15 protein-coding genes are annotated in these 19,978 nt (G+C 65.8%); 2 read left to right on the forward strand and 13 right to left on the reverse strand.

What is annotated here, in order from left to right; translation table 11 throughout:
• Nucleotides 1–40: 40 nt before the first annotated feature.
• Nucleotides 41–973, reverse strand: a complete 933-nt coding sequence (locus DEJ25_RS13510; RefSeq protein ID WP_111045004.1) for an NADP-dependent oxidoreductase — start codon at nt 971–973, stop codon at nt 41–43.
• A 96-nt stretch (nt 974–1,069) separates the two neighbouring features.
• Between DEJ25_RS13510 and DEJ25_RS13515 the strand changes: the two genes are divergently transcribed.
• Nucleotides 1,070–1,711 carry a TetR/AcrR family transcriptional regulator gene (locus tag DEJ25_RS13515; RefSeq protein WP_111045005.1) on the forward strand — a complete coding sequence of 214 codons (642 nt, stop codon included), beginning with the start codon at nt 1,070–1,072 and terminating at the stop codon, nt 1,709–1,711.
• 22 nt (nt 1,712–1,733) lie between these two features.
• Here the strand turns inward: DEJ25_RS13515 and DEJ25_RS13520 are convergent, their stop codons facing one another.
• The gene (locus DEJ25_RS13520; protein ID WP_111045006.1) at nt 1,734–2,345 is read right to left on the reverse strand and encodes a TetR family transcriptional regulator; all 612 of its coding nucleotides are present in this window, start codon (nt 2,343–2,345) and stop codon (nt 1,734–1,736) included.
• Nucleotides 2,346–2,477: 132 nt separating this feature from the next.
• On the opposite strand from DEJ25_RS13520, the gene DEJ25_RS13525 reads away from it, so the two are divergent.
• Nucleotides 2,478–3,551 (forward strand): ABC transporter permease, encoded by a 1,074-nt coding sequence (locus DEJ25_RS13525; RefSeq protein WP_146240692.1) that lies wholly within the window; start codon nt 2,478–2,480, stop codon nt 3,549–3,551.
• A 79-nt stretch (nt 3,552–3,630) separates the two neighbouring features.
• On the opposite strand, the gene DEJ25_RS13530 is transcribed toward DEJ25_RS13525, so the two are convergent.
• The 11 genes from DEJ25_RS13530 to DEJ25_RS13580 all read right to left on the reverse strand — a co-directional run bounded on the left by DEJ25_RS13530 (nt 3,631) and on the right by DEJ25_RS13580 (nt 19,868).
• Nucleotides 3,631–4,821: an alpha-hydroxy acid oxidase gene (locus DEJ25_RS13530; RefSeq protein ID WP_111045042.1), complete on the reverse strand. Its 1,191-nt coding sequence runs from the start codon at nt 4,819–4,821 to the stop codon at nt 3,631–3,633.
• A 128-nt stretch (nt 4,822–4,949) separates the two neighbouring features.
• Nucleotides 4,950–6,425: a rhamnulokinase family protein gene (locus tag DEJ25_RS13535; RefSeq protein WP_111045008.1), complete on the reverse strand. Its 1,476-nt coding sequence runs from the start codon at nt 6,423–6,425 to the stop codon at nt 4,950–4,952.
• 9 nt (nt 6,426–6,434) lie between these two features.
• Nucleotides 6,435–8,474, reverse strand: a complete 2,040-nt coding sequence (locus DEJ25_RS13540) for a bifunctional aldolase/short-chain dehydrogenase (protein WP_111045043.1) — start codon at nt 8,472–8,474, stop codon at nt 6,435–6,437.
• A 52-nt stretch (nt 8,475–8,526) separates the two neighbouring features.
• Nucleotides 8,527–9,699, reverse strand: a complete 1,173-nt coding sequence (rhaI, locus tag DEJ25_RS13545; RefSeq protein ID WP_111045009.1) for an L-rhamnose isomerase — start codon at nt 9,697–9,699, stop codon at nt 8,527–8,529.
• A 120-nt stretch (nt 9,700–9,819) separates the two neighbouring features.
• A complete protein-coding gene (locus tag DEJ25_RS13550; RefSeq protein ID WP_220033223.1) occupies nt 9,820–10,830 on the reverse strand; it encodes a LacI family DNA-binding transcriptional regulator in 1,011 nt (336 codons plus the stop codon).
• Nucleotides 10,831–10,879: 49 nt separating this feature from the next.
• Nucleotides 10,880–13,552 (reverse strand): alpha-L-rhamnosidase, encoded by a 2,673-nt coding sequence (locus DEJ25_RS13555; RefSeq protein ID WP_111045010.1) that lies wholly within the window; start codon nt 13,550–13,552, stop codon nt 10,880–10,882.
• Nucleotides 13,549–14,448, reverse strand: a complete 900-nt coding sequence (locus DEJ25_RS13560; protein ID WP_111045011.1) for a carbohydrate ABC transporter permease — start codon at nt 14,446–14,448, stop codon at nt 13,549–13,551. The genes DEJ25_RS13555 and DEJ25_RS13560 overlap by 4 nt, the downstream gene beginning before the upstream one ends.
• A 2-nt stretch (nt 14,449–14,450) precedes the next feature.
• Entirely contained in the window at nt 14,451–15,335 is an 885-nt protein-coding gene (locus tag DEJ25_RS13565) for a carbohydrate ABC transporter permease (RefSeq protein WP_111045012.1), read from the reverse strand.
• Nucleotides 15,336–15,417: 82 nt separating this feature from the next.
• The gene (locus DEJ25_RS13570; RefSeq protein WP_258366505.1) at nt 15,418–16,731 is read right to left on the reverse strand and encodes an ABC transporter substrate-binding protein; all 1,314 of its coding nucleotides are present in this window, start codon (nt 16,729–16,731) and stop codon (nt 15,418–15,420) included.
• A gap of 790 nt (nt 16,732–17,521) precedes the next feature.
• Nucleotides 17,522–18,799, reverse strand: a complete 1,278-nt coding sequence (locus tag DEJ25_RS13575; protein WP_220033224.1) for an MFS transporter — start codon at nt 18,797–18,799, stop codon at nt 17,522–17,524.
• Nucleotides 18,800–18,908: 109 nt separating this feature from the next.
• Nucleotides 18,909–19,868, reverse strand: coding sequence for a sugar phosphate isomerase/epimerase (locus DEJ25_RS13580; RefSeq protein ID WP_181427449.1), 960 nt, complete (start codon nt 19,866–19,868; stop codon nt 18,909–18,911).
• Between the last annotated feature and the right edge of the window lie 110 nt (nt 19,869–19,978).

Consider the following 19,978-nt stretch of genomic DNA (forward strand, 5'->3'; position numbering starts at 1 on the left):
CCAGGCGTTCGGGCGAGCCTGGTCCCTGCGGTGGGTGGGGCTAGTTGATGGTGACGACGAGCTTGCCGAGGGTGCCGGCCCCGAACGCGGCGAACGCGTCGCTCGTCTGGTCGAGGTCGAAGACCTGCTGGACGGTGACCGTGGTGTGCTGCTCGGCCTGGTTCTTCGCCAACCGCTCGAGGGTCCCCTGCGAGGGGGTCGCGTAGATCGGGAAGACCTGCACGCCGTCGGCCTGCACCTGGTCGGCGGACATGATGAGCGTCGAGACGAACCGACCGCCAGCCTTGACCGACTGCACCGCGGCGGTCGGGTCGCCAGCGAAGTTCAGGACCACATCGACGCCGTCGGCGGCGATGGCCTTGACCTGCTCGGTGACGTCGCCCTTGTAGTCGACCGTGTGCGCGGCGCCGAGACCGTTGACGAGGGCTTTCTCCTCGTCGGAGGACGCGGTCGCGATGACCACAGCACCGGCCTTGACGGCGAGCTGCACGGCCTGCTGGCCGACGCCGCCCGTGGCGCCGGCGATGAGGACCGTCTCACCCTGCTGGATCGCGGCGGCGTCGTACGCGTCAACGGCGGCGGTGCCGGCGAGGCCGAGACCGGCGGCTTCGGTGAAGTCGATGCTCTCGGGCAGCTTCGCGATGCCGACAGCGACCGGGACGGTGACGTACTCGGCGAAGGACCCATCGCCGAGGAAGTCCTTCGTGACGACGCCGAAGACGCGGTCGCCGACCACGAAGGTGTCGACACCCTCGCCGACCGCGTCTACGACGCCAGCGAAGTCCTTGCCGAGGACGACGGGGAAGCGGTGCTCCATCATGCCCTCGAGTCGCCCGCTGGCGACCGACAGGTCGAACCCGTTGACCGATGCTGCGTGGACCTTGACCCGGACCTCGCCGGCGGCGGGCTGGGGCACCTCGATGTCGGTGACCTCCGGGGCGGCACCGAACTCGCTGAACGCGACGACCTTCATGACTGCTTCTCTCTGCAACGTGGAGTGGAGCGTTCGCTCCGGTTATCGACAATAGCCTAACTGGAGGATCTATTCCACAAACGGTAGGATGAGTGCATGGACACCACAGCCCGCCCGCTCCGGGCCGACGCCGAGCGCAACCGGCAGGCCATCATCTGCGCGGCTGGGAGCGTCTTCGCGGCAGAGGGAACGGCTGTCACACTCGAGCACATCGCCGAGCAGGCAGGCGTCGGTGTCGGCACCATCTACCGTCGCTTCCCGACCATCGAGGCTCTTGTGAGCGTGGTGTTCGAGGAGAAGATGCGGCGCTTCGCCGATGAAGCCGAGGCTGCTGCCGAGCGTGCGCAGAGGGAGCCGTGGGAAGCGTTTGCCGGGTACGTGTTGTTCATCACGGGGCAGCAGGCGGAGGATCTTGCGTTCAGTGACGTGATCCTGTCGCCGGGGCTCGGGTCGGAACTGTTCCGGGCTGAGACGAAGCGCGCACTCCTCGCGACGCAGCTCCTCGTCCAACGCGCTCAGGACGCCGGCACCGTCAGGGCGGACTTCGACGAATCAGACCTGTTCATGCTGCAGCACGCCACCGCCGGACTCATCCGTGGCACCCAGCGGTCCGCGCCGATGGCGTGGAAGCGGTTCGCTGAGTACATGCTGCAGTCGTTCCGCGTCGATGGCGGGCCGCTCGAACCGCCGTCGCACACGTGGCTCCGCGCAGGGTCCCGAGCCTCCCGGCGAGGGTGACCCGCGGCGGCGAGAGCACGATCTAGGGTACGAGGATCTGCTGCACCACTGGCGCCAGGATCGCCACGATGTCCTCGAACTCCGCATCGACCAGCGCGTCGATCCCGACGATCTGCCGCCCGACGACGACGCCGAGCAGCGTCGAGGACGCCAACGTCGCCCGCAACGGAGCGTCGACAACGTCCGGGAAACGGGGCACGAACACTTCCAAGAGGCGTGCCCGGATGAACGCCCGAAGCTGCGCCGCCGCCTGCTCGTTCGTCACCGCTGACCGGAACGTCGCCAGCAACGGCGCGGCAGCGTCCTCATCGGTCCAGAGGCGCAGGAACGCACGGACCAGGCGGTCACCGATCCCGTCCAGGGGCCCGTCCAGCGCCTCGCTGAACGCCTGCGCGGCATCTGGAGGGATCACCATCGCTGCCGCGAACAGGTCGTCCTTCGAGCCGTAGAACCGCATCACCAACGCAGCATCAACTCCGGCGTCCGTGGCGATCTTCCGGATCGACGCACCCGTGTACCCGTCAGCGGCGAACCGCAGCCGCGCAGCGTCCAGGACGGCCTTCCGCGTCCCGCTCTCGCCGGGCCGACGCCCCCGCGGGCGAGACGACCCTGCTGCTCCTGCGGTGGCGGACATGCGGCCAGTGTACGTCGCACGACCATAAATCAACGCGCGTTGCTTTCTTGGTCAGAAGTGCCTACGCTCGCTTCCGGTCCACCCCTGCCGGCGCTGCCAGGGCAACTTCCCTTGCAGAGAAACGAGCGATCCATGAGCACTCCTGCTCCGCTTCCCCAACCGACGCCTTGGCGCCGTGTCATCACGATGGGCGTGCTCGTCGCGGCGCTCGTCTCCCTCGTCGTCATCGCGTTCACCTGGCCGACCCGCACGACCGAAGCACGCGACATCCCGATCGCCCTCGCCGGACCCGCAGCCCAGACCAGCCAGGTGTTCACCGCGCTCACGAAGGGCAACGACACGTTCGATGTCCGGCGCGCCGACGACCGTGCGGACGCAGTCCACTTGATCAAGCACCGCGACGTCTACGGAGCCGTGATCCTCTCCGCTTCCGGCGCACCGGAAGTGCTCACCGCACCCGCCGCGAGCCCGGCCGTGGCGCAGGTCATGAACACGCTCGCTGCGAAGCTCCAGGAGCAGTCCGTCGCGGCCGCAGCGCAGGCGGCAGGGTCAACAACGTCGATGCCGACGGTGAAGGTCACCGATGTGGTGCCCCTCTCCGACGACGACTCGTCAGGCGGCGGCCTCGTTGCCGCTGCTTTCCCGCTCGTGATGGGCGGGATGCTCGGCGGGATCTTCCTCGTCTTCCTCGTCCACGGCACCCTCCGGCGACTCACCGGCCTGATCGTCTACGCCCTCGCTGGCGGACTCGCGATCCCCGGCATCCTGCAGGGCTGGTTCGGGATCCTGCAAGGCCCGTACCTGGAGAACGCCGCAGCGTTCGCCCTCGCGCTCAGCTCCATCGCTGGCACCATCCTCGGCGCCTCCACGCTCATCGGTCGGATCGGGGTGAGCACCGGGCCGGTGCTCTTCCTCCTCTTCGCAAACCCGATCTCCTCGGCTGCTACCCCCACCTCATTCCTTCCGGCACCGTGGGGAACGATCGGGCAGTGGTTCCCGCCGGGAGCTGGGACCCGGTTGATCCGTGACATCTCCTACTTCCCCGACGTCAACTCAACGCTCCAGTGGCTGATCCTCGGTGGATGGACGGCGCTCGGCCTCACCCTCATGGGCACCGGGGCGTTCCTGCACGGCCGCCGCGCCCGCCAACACCACGGCGAGCACGTCGCACACGTCGGACACGCCCCCGACCCCCTCACCGTCTGACACGCCCCACCCGCATCCGTCGCGGTCCGCGATCGGAGGTCCAGCAGCCGAGCCCCGACGGGAAGGGGAGCCCCTCGCTCTACCGTGGCATCGGCGTGAGGCGCTGGAGTTGAATCACATGCCCGGGGTTGAGCTCGTCGAGCGACGCAACCCCGAGCAGCCGCATGGTGCGTTCGATCTGCTCGGACAGGATCTGGATCATTCGATCGACGCCGGCCTCGCCGCCCGCCATCAGCCCGTACAGGTACGCGCGGCCGACCATCGTGAAGCGCGCGCCCAGTGCCACGGCGGCGACGATGTCGGCGCCGGACATGATGCCCGTGTCGAGATGAACCTCGGTGTCCCTGCCGACTTCCTTGACCACTTGAGGCAGCAGGTGGAACGGGACGGGTGCCCGGTCGAGCTGCCGGCCACCGTGGTTCGACAGCGTGATCCCGTCCACGCCCATGTCGGCCAGACGCTTCGCGTCTGCCAGGGACTGCACGCCCTTCACGACTATCTTGCCCTTCCACTGGTCGCGGATCCACGACAGGTCCTCGTAGGTGACGGTCGGGTCGAACATGTGGTCGAGCAGTTCACCGACGGTGCCAGACCAACGGTCGAGCGACGCGAAGGCCAGTGGCTCGGTGGTCAGGAAATCGAACCACCACCAGGGCCGGGGGATCGCGTTGATGATCGTCTTCGCACCGAGCTGCGGCGGGATCGAGAAACCGTTCCGCTTGTCCCGCAGTCGGGCACCGGCGACGGGGACGTCCACGGTGACGAGCAGTGTGTCGAAGCCGGCTTTCTCAGCGCGGGAAACCAGTGCCATCGACTTGTCGCGGTCCTTCCACATATAGAGCTGGAACCAATTGCGCCCATGAGGGTTTGCGTCGCGGACGTCCTCGATTGCGGTGGTGCCCATCGTGGACAACGCGAAGGGGATACCCGCACGCCCAGCCGCACGGGCACCGGCGCGCTCCCCCTCGGTCTGCATCATCCGCGTGAAGCCCGTCGGGGCGATGCCGAACGGGTACGAAACGGGTGCGCCGAGCACATCGCGCGAAGTGTCGACGGTGGAGACGTCACGCAGGATCGCTGGCGTGAACTCGATGTCCTCGAACGCCTGACGAGCCCGGGCGAGCGAGATCTCCGCCTCGGCTGCGCCCTCGGTGTAGTCGAATGCAGCCTTCGGGGTGCGCCGAGCGGCGATGGCGCGGAGATCCCAGATCGTGAGGGCTGAGTCCAGCCGGCGACGTCTCGCATTCAGGTCCGGCTTCTTGAACTGCATGAGCGGCGTGAGGTCTCGCACGGTGGGCAGCTGCCGCTTCACACGGACACGGGTGCCGGAAGCGGAACCGGCTGAGGCGGCAGGTGCTCCAGTAGCGGGGTCGATCCGCCGCTGATCGTCGGTGGTGGTCATGAGTTGCTCCTCGCAGTGGATCGATCAGGATCGGCGCGCAGCGATGTCGCCGGTACGTACTGCACGGGCTCGGCGCTCTGTACAACGGTGCCGCGGAGCGCCTCCAATGAAGCTCCTCCGAGGCCGGCGAGGCCAGCGGTCCGAGCCTGGACCAGGATGTTGCCGAGCGCAGTGGCCTCGACGGGCCCGGCGATGACTGGCAAACCGGTACGGTCGGCGGTCAGCTGACAGAGCAATCGGTTCTGCGATCCACCGCCGACGATGTGCACAACACGGATGTCCTTTCCGGTGACCTCGGCGATGGTCCGCAGGGTGTCGGCGTATGCCATCGCGAGTGATTCGAGGATGGACCGGACGATCTCTGCTCGCGTCGTGGGGGCCCTGAGCCCACGCGCCTTACACCAGGTGGCGATGCGCGCCGGCATGTCCCCGGGTGGAGAGAACGACTCGTCCGCGACGTCGAAGACAGGGACGGGACCAGCGACGGCTGCCGCCGCGGCCAGCAGGGCATCGAGGTTGATGACTGCGCCGTCGCCTTTCCAGGTCCGGATACTCTCGGACAGCAGCCACATCCCCGACACGTTCTTCAGGAACCGGACCCGCCCGTCAACGCCGCCCTCGTTCGTGCAGTTCGCCGCACGGGCCGCGTCGGTCAGTACCGGCGTCTCGAGTTCGACGCCGACGAGTGACCACGTGCCCGACGAGATGTAGGCGAAGTCCGAGTCGGACGCAGGGACTGCGACGACGGCACTTGCCGTGTCATGCGATCCGACCAGCGTGACCGGCACCTCGCCACCGACGACATCTGCGACGGAGGGCAACAGGGGGCCGAGCTGTTCACCGGGGTTGCGGAGGGTGGGCAACATCCCCGTCGGGAGGCCCGCTGCTGCGGTTAACGTTGGATCCCATTCACGGGTACTCGCGTTCAGCAGTCCGGTCGTCGATGCGTTGGTGCGTTCGGCTCCCTCGGCACCAGTGAGCCAGTAACCGAGCAGATCGGGGATGAGCAACGCCCGCTGCGCGATTCGCAGCAACGGATCGGCCGCGAACTGGAACACGGTGTTGAACGGCAACTGCTGGAGGCCGTTCCGGGTGTACAGCTCCGCCGCGCCGATGTTCGCGTGGACCGGCGCGATCCCGTGCTTGTGCCGCTCGTCACGGTAATGGGTCGGCAGACCGAGGAGGCGCCCCTCGCGGAGCAGGCCGTAGTCGACCGCCCACGAGTCGATGCCGATGCTGGCGAGCTCGGGATGCCTGATGAAAGCGTTACGGAGGCCTGCCGCGGCCTGCCGGTACAGCTCGACCACGTCCCAGTGCAGGCGCGGACAGTCTTGCTCCCAGAGCGCGGTCGGGCCGTTCGGGAACCGAGCGATGTGCTCCATGCGCACACCGTCGCGGTCGACGCGCCCGACGATCACGCGGCCGCTTGTCGCTCCGAGGTCGACCGCGGCGACGCTGCCGCTGGTGGTCATGGTCCTTCCCTACCGCAGGAACGCGGCGGCGACACCGGCGTCGACGGGAATGTGCAGCCCGGTCGTGTGCGAGAAGTCGTCGGTGCAGATGGCGTAAACAGCGTTCGCGACGTTCTCGGGCACGACCTCTCGCTTGAGGATCGTGCGCCGGGCGTAGAACTTGCCGAGGTCCTGTTCCTCGATGCCGTAGGTCTTCGCTCGGTTGGCACCCCAGCCGCTCGCGAAGATGCCAGAGCCGCGCACGACACCGTCGGGGTTGATGCCGTTGACGCGGACACCGTGTTCGCCGAGCTCGGCGGCGAGCAGACGAACCTGGTGCGCCTGGTCGGCCTTCGTGGCGGAATAGGCGATGTTGTTCGGGCCGGCGAAGACGGAGTTCTTCGACGAGATGTAGACGATGTCTCCACCGAGCCCCTGCTCGATGAGCACCTTCGCGGCGGCCTTCGACACCAGGAACGAACCCTTGGCCATGACGTCGTGCTGCAGGTCCCAATCCTGCTCGGTGGTCTCGAGCAAGGATTTGGACAAGGACAGCCCGGCGTTGTTCACAATGAGATCGAGGCCGCCGAAGTGCAGGAGCGTTTGCTGGATCGCCCGATCGATCGCGCCCGCGTCGGTGACGTTCGCCGCGACACCGATGGCGAGGTCGTCACCTCCGATCTCTGCGGCTGCCTCCTTCGCCTTCGCCAGGTCGAGGTCGGCGATGACGACGGCAGCACCCTCGGCGGCAAGACGCTTCGCAATCGCCTTGCCGATGCCGCTCGCTGCGCCGGTGACGAGTGCGATGCGGGCTGCCAGTTTCTTCGGTGCTGGCATCCGCTGGAGTTTGGCTTCTTCGAGGGCCCAATACTCGATCCGGAACTTCTCGGCTTCCTCAATCGGGGTGTAGGTACTGAGTGACTCGGCGCCGCGCATCACGTTGATGGCGTTGACGTAGAACTCGCCGGCAACGCGGGCGGTCTGCGCGTCCTTGCCGTACGAGAACATGCCGACGCCGGGGATGAGCACGATGAGGGGATCGGCGCCGCGGATCGCCGGGCTCGTTCCGTCAGCATGACGGTCGTAGTACGCCTGGTAGTCCGTCCGGTACCGCTCGTGCAGTGTCTTCAGGCGTTCGATCTGCTCCTCGATCGGCGCCGATGCCGGCAGGTCGAGGATCAGTGGCTTCACCTTGGTGCGGAGGAAGTGGTCAGGGCAGCTCGTGCCGAGTGCGGCAAGCTCCTCGGCGCGTTCGCTTGCGAGGAAGTCGAGCACGACGTCGCTGTCGGTGAAGTGGCCGACAACTGGCTTGTCGTGCCCGGCGATGCCGCGGATCGTCGGAGCGAGGACGGCGGCACGCTGGTGTCGCTCGTCCATCCGGAGCGCCTCGTACCCGGGTCGCGTGCTCCCGAAGGGCTCCGCCTCACCGTGCTCCACGATGTAACGCTCAGCGGTGTCGATGATCCATCGTGAGTTCGCCTCGACCTCGTCGCTCGTTGCCCCCCAGGCTGTGATGCCGTGTCCGCCCAGGATCGTGCCGATCGCCTGCGGGTTCTCTCGCTTGATCGCGGCGATGTCCAGGCCGAGCTGGAAGCCAGGGCGACGCCACGGAACCCACACGACCTGCTCGCCGAAGATGCGCTTCGTCAGCGCTTGGCCATCCGCAGCCGTGGCGATCGCGATGCCTGCGTCCGGGTGGAGGTGGTCGACGTGCGGGGCATCGACGAGGGCATGCATCGCGGTGTCGATCGACGGCGCGGCACCACCCTTGCCGTGCAGTGTGTAGTCGAACGCTGCGACCATCTCGTCTTCGCGCTCAACGCCCGGGTACACGTCCTGCAGCGCACGAACGCGGTCAAGGCGCAGAACTGCGAGTCCCACCGGGGTCAGGGTGCCGAGGTCGCCCCCGGAACCTTTCACCCAGAGCAGCTCGACCGGTTCACCTGTGACGGGATCGGTGCCGACGCCCTTGGCGGAGGTGTTCCCGCCCGCGTAGTTCGTGACCCGAGGGTCCGCACCGAGCGCGTTCGAACGCCCGAGGAGGGCACTGATCGTGGTGTCTGCATCCATCAGCTGCTCCGCCGAGTCCACCCGAGTCTCCTGATCCTTCATCGTCATGTGCTCAGGCACCCCAGCCAGCCTGGACGCCGCCGACACGGTCCGCGGTGATTGACTGCTGGTAGCCCGACTCCAGGTACGCGTGCATCGGGTTCGCGGGCAGACCGCGGGTTTCGCGCCACGCGGCCAGGTCTGCCCGGACGTCGGTCTGGTACGCGTCCATGAAAATCTCGTTCGCACCGAGGACGTCGTGCGCCTCCTGCGCGGCGGTCAGCGCGACGCGGTCGAGGAGCAGCGCGCGGGCCGTCATCTCCTGGACGTTCAGCACCGAACGGATCTGCCCGGCGATCTTGTCCTCGATGTTGTGGCACTGGTCGAGCATGAACGCCACATCAGGGTTGTCGTAGCCGCCGCCACGGATGACCTCGACCAAGATCCGGAACAACTGGAACGGGTCAGCGGCCCCGACGATGAGGTCGTCGTCCGCGTAGAAGCGGGAGTTGAAGTCGAAGCTACCGAGCTTGCCAAGCCGCAGTAGCTGCATGACGATGAACTCGATGTTCGTGCCGGGGGCGTGGTGACCGGTGTCAAGGCAGACCATCGCCTTGTCACCGAGCGCCGCCGTCTGCACATAGCTCGTCCCCCAGTCCGGGACGTCCGTGTGGTAGAACGACGGCTCGAAGAACTTGTACTCCAGCACCAGGCGCTGGTCCGCGCCGAGACGGTCGTAGATCGTGCTGAGACTGTCCTGCAGGCGATCCTGGCGGGAGCGCATGTCTTCCTGGCCCGGGTAGTTCGAGCCCTCAGCGAGCCAGATCTTCAGGTCTCGGCTCTGTGTCTCGTGCATGACGTCGATGCACCGGAAGTGGTGGTCGATCGCCTTCTGTCGGATTGCCTCGTCCACGTGCGTCAGGGCACCGAACTTGTAGTCGTCGTCCTGGAAGGTGTTCGAGTTGACGGTCCCGAGACGGACCCCAAGCTCTTCGGCGTGGCGGCGGAGGTCCGCGAAATCATCGACCATGTCCCACGGGATGTGCAGCGCGACGGTCGGGGCGAGCCCCGTGTGCTTGTGGACCTGCGCAGCGTCCGCGATCTTCTCGTAGGGATCGCGCGGGGTTCCCGGCGTTGTGAAGACCTTGAACCGTGTCCCGGAGTTGCCGAACGCCCAACTCGGCAACTCGATCTGTTGTGCGACCAGATGATCGGCGATGTCAGTGAACGTCGAGGGTGATGTCATGGTGTCGCTTCCTTGTGACTTGAATCGTTTCATAACGTACGCCGAATCGCCGCAGATGCGCAAGAGGGCGGCCTGCGGAGGGCACCGCCGCGTCAGCGGACGAGCAACGTTTGCGCCTTACTAGAGCCCGCGGATGGTGCTCTGCCGGACGACGAGCTCGGGCGTGAACTCAACTTGCATGAGTGCGCCCCGCTGGCCGTGTTCCACCTGGTCGAGAAGGAGCTCGATTGCGCGCCGCCCGAGATCACGAGCGGGCTGCCGGACTGAAGTGAGAGGGACGACCGCTGCCTCCGCGAAGGCGATGTCGTCGTAACCGACGATGGCTATGCCGTCGGGTACGGCGACGGAACCTCGCATGACGAATGCCTGTTCAAGCCCGAGGGCGAGGAGGTCGTTCGCGGCGAACACGGCGTCCGGCCGTTCCGCAGCCGGGCGGCGCTCGATCTCCTCGCCGATTCGGCGCCCCTCGAGGACCGACAACGAAGTAGTTGGAAGCACCTCGATCCCAACCCCAGCGACCGCGGCGGCCGCCACGGCACCCGCGTGTCGGTCCGCGACCTGTCGGATACCGAAGGGACCTCCGACATACGCGATACGTCGTCTGCCGATTGCTAGAAGGTGGTCGACCGCGACCGTGCCGCCCGCGACGTCGTCGACGGAAACCGAGGCGAAGTCTCCGTCTGGTGCACGGCGGTCGACGAGGACGATGGCCGTGCCCTGGTCCCTGAGCCGAGCGAGGCGGGTCAGGTCGTCACCAGCGGGCGATACCAGCAAACCGGCGACCCTCCGTTCCTCGAACAGGTCGACGTACGTGCGCTCACGTTCTGTGGACTCGTCCGAGTTGCCGAGGAGTACGGCGAAGTTGTGTGCGAGGGCGGCATCTTCCGCACCGCGAGCGAGATCGGTGAAGAACGGATTCCCGCCATCCAGCACGATGAGGCCGACCGTCGAACTGCGGCCCGCACGCAGCTGTCGCGCTGAGTCGTTGCGGACGAAGCCGAGTTCTTCGATAGCGGACCTGACCCGCTCGACGGTGTCCGGGGCGACTTTCTCCGGGTGGTTCAACACGTTCGAGACGGTGCCGATCGAGACTCCAGCACGCACTCCCACCTCACGGATGCTCACTGTCACCTGGTCATCCTGACATTGAACGGGTTCCGCGGGGCGGCGAGGACGTCTCTCACGCTCCTTCGCTGGGTGCATCGGGGTCGGAGTGAGCATGCGGGTCTACCCGCACCGGTCGTGCTGGGTCGTCCCCTGGGGCTCGGAACGGAACCTGGAAGGAGTGTCGCCCGGGGCCGACTGTCTGCTCGACCCAGCTGTTCGCGGGTAGCCGGATGATGCCTCGTGATCCTGGTGGGATGGTCACCTCGACCTGCAGCGCTCCGCCCACCCTCGACCAAGCGACTGCTGCTTCGCCGAACGGGGTCCGGTGTCGCGCGCTGGCCCACTGCAGCCCGCCTCCTGGTCCTGGTTCGACGAGGATGCTCCGGTACCCCGGCTCGGCCGGTGCGAGCCCAGCGACCCGGCGATGCATGAAGTCGACGACAGCGCCCAGCGCGTAGTGGTTGAAGGAGGTCATTTCGCCGGGGTTGACTCGGCCGTCGGGAAGCATGCTGTCCCAGCGTTCCCAGATCGTTGTCGCGCCCATGGTCACCGGGAACAGCCACGACGGGAATCGCTCCTGCAGCAGCAAGTCGTACGCGGTGTCGACCGCTCCTGCCTGCACGAGGGCATCACAGATGATCGGCGTGCCGACGAATCCGGTCTGGATTCGATGGTTTGCGAACCGGACCAACTCGACGAGGCGGTCGCCCGCTCTCGTTCGTTGCTCGTCGCTCTGCAGCAGGTTGAAGACGAGCGCGAGTGACAAGGCAGTGGGTGTGTCACTGACCAGGCGTCCCGAGGCGGTCGCGTACTCGGTCAGGAACGCCGCCCGAGCATTCTCGGCGATCGTCCTGTATCGGGCGACGTCCTCGGTGCGTCCCAGGACGCTAGCGGCTCTCGAGAGGAGGTCCGCAGATCGGACAAAGTACGCGGTCGCGACGAGGTCACTGTCGGTCCGAGCGTCACCGGGATGGTCCGGCGGTGCCGTCGGGTCGAGCCAGTCCCCAAGTTGGAAGTCGCCATTCCACAGGCCTGATCCGGCGCTCCGTCGTTCCACGTACTCGACCCATCCGACCATGCTGGTGTACTGGTCCTCGAGGACGCTCGCGTCACCGGTTCTCTCGTAGAGCGTCCAGGGCACGATCACTGCCGCGTCGCCCCAGGCAGCCGCAGGAGCTTCCGGGAAGCCGCACTCGATCCACGGTACGAAGTTTGGAACCGCTCCGTCAGCCGATTGTTCCGCGGAAAGATCCCGCAGCCAGTTCCTGAGCAGTGGCGCGGACTCGTGCAGGAACGCCGCAGCAGGGGCGAAGACCTCAATGTCGCCCGTCCAGCCCAGGCGTTCGTCACGCTGGGGGCAGTCGGTCGGTAGATCGAGGAAGTTCCCGCGCATGCCCCACACGGTGTTCTCGTGCAGTCGGTTGAGGAGTTCATGCGAGGAGTCGAACCAGCCGGTGCGCTCCATGTCGGTGTGCAGGATCTCGGCTACGACATCCAAGTCGTCGATGGGGCCGTCCCAGCCGTCAAGTTCTGCGTAGCGGAAGCCGTGATAGGTGAAGCGAGGGGCCCACTCCTCCCGACCGATACCCGCGAAGGTGTAGTGGTCGACGCTGGGCGCCGAGCGGAGCGGTCGCACAGCTAGTTCGTCACCTTCGAGCACCTCAGCGTGGTGCAGGGACACGGTCGATCCTCGTTCCCCGGCGAACTTGACACGTAACCGCCCGGCGATGTTCTGACCGAAGTCGAAGCGGATGCGACCATTCGCCCGCACCTCCATCTCGACGGGCGTGAGTCTCCCGGTAACGGCGACTGGGCCGGCCGTCGCGGGCTCGAGCGCGGCAGGGAAATGGTCGAGCGGCAGAATCTGCGGCACGGCCCATGAGCTGCTGTCGAATCCGGGGCTGCTCCAACCGTCGTGCAGGAGGCGAGCGTCGTACTGCTCGCCGTCGTACAGAGCCGTCGCGGTCACCGGCGCGGGGCACCAGCGCCAGTCGAGCGGAACAACGGTGGTGTTGCCATGCGTGTCGGTAACCTCGAGCTGCGCGAGGATGCTGGCGTCGGATCCGTAGTTGTCCCACAGCCCGCCGTTGAAACCGAGCCGGCCCCGGTACCAGCCATCTGCCAGCCACACACCGATGGTGTTCGCCCCGGGGCGCGTGACCTCGTCGAGGATGGCCGTCTGGAAACGGATTCGGTGCTTGAAGCTTGACCAACCGGGTGCCAGCACCTCGTGGGTTGGCTGGCGACCGTTCACCTCGAGTTCGTAGGCGCCATGAGCGGTCGAGTACAGACGCACACGGCTGACGCCCTCACTCGGGAGGACGAAGTCGGCGCGCAGGAGCGTGGCGGGTCGGCCACCGATATCTGGGACGGCGGCATCGGGAGACGGAACGACGAAGTTCACGCGCCAGTCATCACGGTGCAAGAGCGACGCTTCGACGGTCACGGGCTCGCTCCAGTTGGACAGGTCCCCTGCTTCTGACTGCACGCGCACCTCGACGACGGCGTGCTCCCGCGAGCGGAGGGGCGCGTCCGGCCAAGCGATGAGTTGCGAATCGGTGCTCTGGACGAGGCCGGTGGTCCGCTCAGAACGGCCGGCGCGCTGTACCCGTATCTCGTAGGCGGCCTGCGGGGCTCCGCCGGGCACCAGGATCCATGTGATCGGCGGTGTCGAGTCACCGAGGGTCCGGCCGGGGGCTTCTCGTCCGACGCGCACGCGTTCGATCATGATCGAGGCCGACGTCATCCCTTCACACTCCCCGCGGCGAGGCCCTTCATAACCCGCTGGTTGAGGAAGATGTAGAGGATCAGGATGATGAAGACGTTGATGCAGATCGCGGCGAACGTCGGTCCGTACTGAACGACACCGAACTGCCCGGTGAAGTTCAGGAGCCCCACTTGCACCGTGCGCAGGTTTTCGTCGGTGGTGAAGGTCAGGGCGATCAGGAGGTCGTTCCACATGAAGAAGAACTGAACGAGCGCGATCGTGAACACGGCGTTTCGCATCATGGGAAACCCGATGGAGACGAAGGAGCGGATGATGCTGGCACCGTCGAGAGTCGAGGCCTCGAAGACTTCGCGTGGGACTGACCGGAAGTACGTCGCCATCATGAAGACGGTTAACGGCAGCGCCGTGGCGGTGTAGGTGATGATCAGCGGCCACAGGCTCGACGAAAGTCCGACCTTGAAGTACACGGTGAACAGTGGCAGCAGGATCATCTGCCCGGGGATGAGGATGCCGACAAGGAACAGCAGGAGCACGCGGCCTCTGCCCTTCCAGACCATCACTTCGAGTGCGAACCCTGCCGCCGTCCCCAGCGCGATCGTGATCAGCAACGCGGGCACCACGGCGAGCACCGAGTTGCGCAGGTAGAGCGCGACCGACGACCAGGCGTCGACGTAGTTGCTGAAGTTGAGCCAATTGCGCGGCAGTGACCATGTGGGGTCGTTGAGGAACTCGTCCTGGGTTTTGAGGGAGCCGAGGATAAGCCAGATCAACGGGTAGACGAAGATCACGAGCAGGATCGCCACGATCAGGTAGATGGGCAGTCGCTTGAGGATCCGCGCGGTGCGGCTTCGACTCGGGCGCCGGCGGCGGGTGTTCGTGCTTTGGCTGACCTGGCGTTCAACGGTGGCAGTCATGGTCAGTCCTTCGCAACGTCGGAGCGGGTGCCGCGGAGGATGAACGCGGTCACGATGAGGCACATGATCGTGAGCAGGAGTGCCACCGTCGCTCCGTACCCGTACTGACCACCGGCAAAGGAGGTGCTGTACATGTACAACGTCAACGGGGTTGTGGATGTGCCCGGGCCGCCTCCGGTGAGCGCGTAGATGGAGTCGAACACTTTGAGGGTCCCGTTGACGCTGAAGATGAGGCTTGACACCAACACGGGCAGGGACAGCGGGAAGACGATGTGGCGCACGAGTCGGACGCCGGATGCGCCGTCGAGTCGTGCTGATTCGAGGACGTCCTCGGGGATGTCGAGGAGGCCGGTGTAGAGCAGCACACCGTAGAACCCCATCGATCGCCAGATGTCCAGAAGCGCGATCACGATGAAGGCGTGCCCAGAGGTGCCGAACCAGTCCACCGAGTGCATGCCGAACGCGTTGAGGATGCTGTTGACGAGGCCGGTTTGTGGGGCGAACTCGAAGAGCTTCTGGAAGAGGAGCGCGACAGCGACCGTCGGGAGCACCACGGGGAAGAAGACCAGGGTGCGGATGATCCCCGAGGCTCGCTTGAGGAAGAAGTTGTAGAGCAGCGCGAGCAGGTAGCCGAACAGGACCTGCCCGACGGTGATGATGACGGCGTACTTCAGGGTGAAGAGAACGGCAGGGCCGATGTTCGGGTCGTGGAAGAGGCGGACGAAGTTGGAGACTCCGGAGAAGGTGAATCCTTCGACGACGCTGCCGGAGAAGAACGTGTACCCGAGCGACCACAGCAGTGGCACCAGCATGACCAGGGAGTAGATGAGGAGGGCAGGGCCCAGGAGGATGACGATGGCCCGGCGATCGCCGAGGACGCTTTTCATGACTGCTCGTTTCGATGAGCGACGGAGGTCGGCCAGCGGCGTGCTGACCGACCTCCGCTTTCGGATCAGGTGACGGGAGGTGCTAGTTCGACAGGCTCGACGAGACAGTCTGCATGAACTGAGACCCGGTGAGCTGGCCTGCCCCGAGCAAGCCGCCGTTGTTCTGGCTGGCCGTGGTAGCCGCGGCGGGGAACAGCGCTTCGAACCACTGGACGCTGGAAGTCGTCTTGTCGATCTGGTCCTGCGTGAGCTTGGTGAGTGCCGGCACCTTCACGCTCGAGTCCGCCTTGATCCCGGTGATTTGACCGAAGTTCTTCAGTGCGACGGTCCCGTAGTTCTTCCCGATGCAGTCGACCCAGGCCTTCACCTTCGCGTTCTTGTACTGCGACGCCGACACGGCGATGTCAGTGCCGACGTTCGTGGGGGTCTGGTCCGCGGAGCCCTTACCGCCTGCAACGGTTGGGAAGGGGACGAAACCGATGTTGTCGGTGCCGATCTTGTTCTGCTTTGGGTCGTTGAACGCCGACACCGCCCACGAGCCCATGTAGTAGAACCCGGCCTTGCCGGAGAGGAACGTGTTGAGCGCCGTGGCGTAGTCGACCGAGTTGGGGGACGAACCGAAGTATCCCTTCTTACCGAGAGCCGCGATCTCGTCAGCAGCGGCCACGTACTTCGGGTCGGTCAGCTTCGCCTTGCCGGACTTGACGTCAGCGAGAGCATCCGGTCCGAGGGTCCGGTACAGGTACGCACCGACCCAGCGGGTGACACCCCAGCCGTCGCCGGCCTTGCCTGCGTCAGAGATGGGCTGTACGCCTGCCGCCTTCAGCGTCGCCATGTCGGCGGTGAGATCGTCCCAGGTGGTGGGCGCCTCGGAGATGCCGTTGTCAGCCAGGAGCTTCTTGTTGTACCAGATGCCCTCGATGTTGAGTTCGGTCGGGAGCACGATGGTCTTGTCGTCGTAGAGTGCCTTGACGGCGTCCTGTGCGGCGGGAACGAGGTTGTCGCTGACGGCGCTGTTGCCGGAAGCGCCGAAGTCGACGACCTTGCCCGAGGTGAACAGCTTCTGCGTGAGGTCCGGGGAGTTGGCGCTCACGAAGGCGGTCGGCAGGGCGTTCTGACCGGCGAGCAACTGAAGCTGCTGGTCAAGAGTGCCCTGCGCCTGCTTGTTGATCTTGAGCGGCAGCGCCTTGTTCTCGGCTGAGCACTCGTTCTTGCTCAACGCCGTGAGCACGCCGGGGATCGTCGTGTTCTCATTGATGCTCAGGAACGTGAAGGCCTTAGGGTCTGCTGTCGCGCCGGAACTTCCAGAGGAACAGGCACTCAGGGCGAGGGCTGCGATCCCCGCCCCGGCCAGGGCCGTGAGTGCCTTCCGGCGCAGCGGTCGGTTCTTGAACACGATTTCCTCCTTGAAATGTGGTGCAGGGATTGAAGCGTTTCAAACGGTAGGCCTCAGGGTCGCGGCGTGTCAAGCGTCCGGCTTGCTGGGACTCGGGATCGAAGTCACTGGCCAAGGAGGCAACGAGGCGCCAAGTGACTGTTCCGGAGCAGCCTCAAGCGGGTATGGCGACCCGTCGGCTTGAACTCGCATGAGTCTCTCTGGGGGTCAACCTCACCGCCGACAGCGGCACACATCCGGCAGAGTCTCCGGTCCAGCACCGGAACTAGCGGCAGTCCGACCGCCGGTGAGCCATACCCGTGCCGTGACGCGCTGACGCTCATCGTGAGCAACAGGGAGCGCTCCGACCGCCGGACCCGGACCGGGCTCCGCATGCCGTCCTAAATACGCAGGCACTGGCCGGTCCGGACTGGATCGAAGGCAGCGTCGAGCCACCTTTCGCAACCGGTGCCACCCTCCAGCACCCGGGGACGACCGCATGGCCTTCGCAACGGAGGCCACGGTCGAGATGCCCATGACCGTCCACAAGTACGGGGCTTGTACTAGAGGGCGGCAGCGCCAGCGGCGTCATCGACTCCAGCGCGATACTGAGTCCTCATGCAACACCGTCTGACTGCTTCGGCCGACCCGACGACTACAGCGGGTGGCAGCCTTTTCGCCTCCGGCGCGGGACATGGTTGTCCGCTGCGGTGATCCTCGTCTCCCGATGAGGACACTGACTGCGCGCGAAGAGCGGAAGGGCCCGGAGCGCAACGCGTCCGGGCCCTGTTCAACCGATCACGGCGATTCGTTACTGCTGCGCGACTGGCACGGCTTCTGCTGAGGGGACCACTCCGCTGGACCCGCGCTTCGAACGGGTGACTTCGTCCGGGGTCTTGAGGAACGGCGTCAGGACGGCGCTCAGGATGTAGAGACCGGCGTAGATCCCGAGGACTCCTCCGGCTCCGAGCGATTCGTAGAAGAGGCCGGCGATGGCGGGAGCCACGAAGGTCGACAGCCCGGCCCCGAGGTTCAGGATGCTCATCGATGCGCCCTTGTTGTCGGGAGCGAGGAGCGGGAACAGTGCCGAGAGCGGGACGTACCCGGCCATGGTCACGCCGCAGAGGCAGAGCACGAGGGTCATGAGAGTGACGTTGTGACCGATGACGTGCGGGGTGAAGAACAGGACGACGAGGACGACGGCGTAGGCGACACCACCGACCCATCCGATGGTGCGGCGCCAGCCGATCTTGTCACCGACGTATCCGAAGAACAGGTTGGCGAAGATCGCAACGGTGAAGACGAGCGACCACATCTGCAGCCACTGTGTGGTGGTGTAGCCGAAGGTGGCGAGGTAGAGCGGCATGAACACGGGCAGGCCGTACTGGGCGATCCCGTTGATCGTCTTGACGACCAGGCCGGCGGAGACCCGGGGACGGCCGAGGAGGGTGACTGCCTTCGACAGTTCCTTGGCGCTGAACGGGTGCAGTTCGGATTTCGGGATCGTCGCCTTGTTGACGAACACACCGATGATCGTGCCGATGACGACGAAGGCCAGGCCAGTCCAGAGGACGGCGATGTGGCCGAGGATCGGGAGCACGATGGATGAGTAGAACGGTCCTATGACGCTGAGGCCGAGGGAGAACATGAACCAGAACCAGCCGGCGGCCATGCCGCGGCGCTCCAACGGGGCGCTGTAGTTGATCCAGGTGAGGAACGAGAACGCGAACAGCGGGTAGCCCAGCCCGCGGATCGCGTAACAGACCAGCATGACCGGCCAGTCGAGCGCGGCGACTCCGTATCCGATGAACCCGACGCTGCCGACGACGAAGGCGCCGGTGGCGATGAGCATGACCTTGCGGGGGCCGAGCGTCTGCACGAGGACACCGGAGAGCCAGGCTGCGATCGCGACGGTGATGCCGTACACGGTGATCAGGAGCGCGGTGTCGGGCACGGCGACTCCCCGGGAGACGAGCCACGGGGAGATCCAGCCTTGCTCGACTCCGTCGCCGATCATGAAGAACACGAGGCCGATGTAGCCCCAGATGAGGTTGCTCGGCAGACCGATACGGTCCAGTACACGGTTCACGTGAGAACCGACCTTTCAATTCACGTCATTGGGAAAGTGTGTTCAGGTGCACGCCTTCGGCGTGCGACGGGCCGACCGGCTGAAGTCCGCCACCGGTCGGCCCGGGTGTTCAGCGCGTCAGTTCGGCGGCGTACTTGGATGCGCCGATGCCGAGGAGCTCGTTCCGGAGCTGCTGCGCGGCGATGCCGTCCTGCGACCGGATCACGTCCGTGATGCGGTCGACGCCGACGGCCTTGACCTTCTCGAAGAACAGCTCGACGGTCGCGCGGTTGGTCTCCGCCTCGTCCTGCGCGTCCTCCCGGATCGGGAAGGTGTCGAAGTAGATGACGCCATCCCACTCGTAGCGGAGGAGGAAGTAGATCATCTCCATCGTCTCGAACGGGTGGATCGAGCCGATCATCAGGCCGTCGTCGTGGGCGTTGTTGCCGTCGTTGAGGTGGATGCCGAACAGCTTGCCGTCCTCGAGCAGGAGCGAGGCACCGAAGCCGGGCTGGTCGCCGGCCATGAGCATGTGCGCGAAGTCGAGCGTCGCGCCGAGGTTGGGTCGGTCGATTCGCTTGATGATGTCGAGGGTCTGGCCGAAGCTGTTGATCATCGAGTGCACGCGCTCTTCGTAGGGCTTGTACTCGATGCTGATGCGGAAGTCGGGGCGGTAGTCGGCGAGTTCCTGGAACGCCTCGACGATGCGCTGCAGGTCCTTGGCGTAGTCCTTCTGGAACGTGAAGTCATAGCCGTCGAAGCCGAGCCAGACGGTCAGCAGGTCGCTGCCGCAGGTGGCAGACGCGTCGATGGCTTCCTTCGCGAGGTCGATCGCAGCCCGACGGATCGTTTCGTCAGGGTTGCTGAACTCGCCCGCGACGAACTGCTTCCGGAACCGGGTCGCGGTCCCGTTGAGGGTCAGCCCGAGTTCGTCGAGCAGCGCCTTCATGGCGGCAGGGTCGAGGTTCTCGAAGTGCTCGGGGTAGTTGAGGTCGACGTAGTCGATGGCGTCGGTCGCGGCGACGCGGCGGAGGGCGGCGGACACGTCGCCGCCGCTGACGAATGAGTTGAGACGAGTAGCGAACTTCATGTCGGCGAACCTAACAGTGATGACAATCGTGGTCAACTTTTTTCGTTCTGCGTCATTCAAAGCACTGGCTGGTTGACAACAGTGGTCAGCGGCGTCGTATGCTCGACGGG

It is taken from the genome of Curtobacterium sp. MCPF17_011 (genome assembly GCF_003234145.1).
GTDB lineage: Bacteria > Actinomycetota > Actinomycetes > Actinomycetales > Microbacteriaceae > Curtobacterium.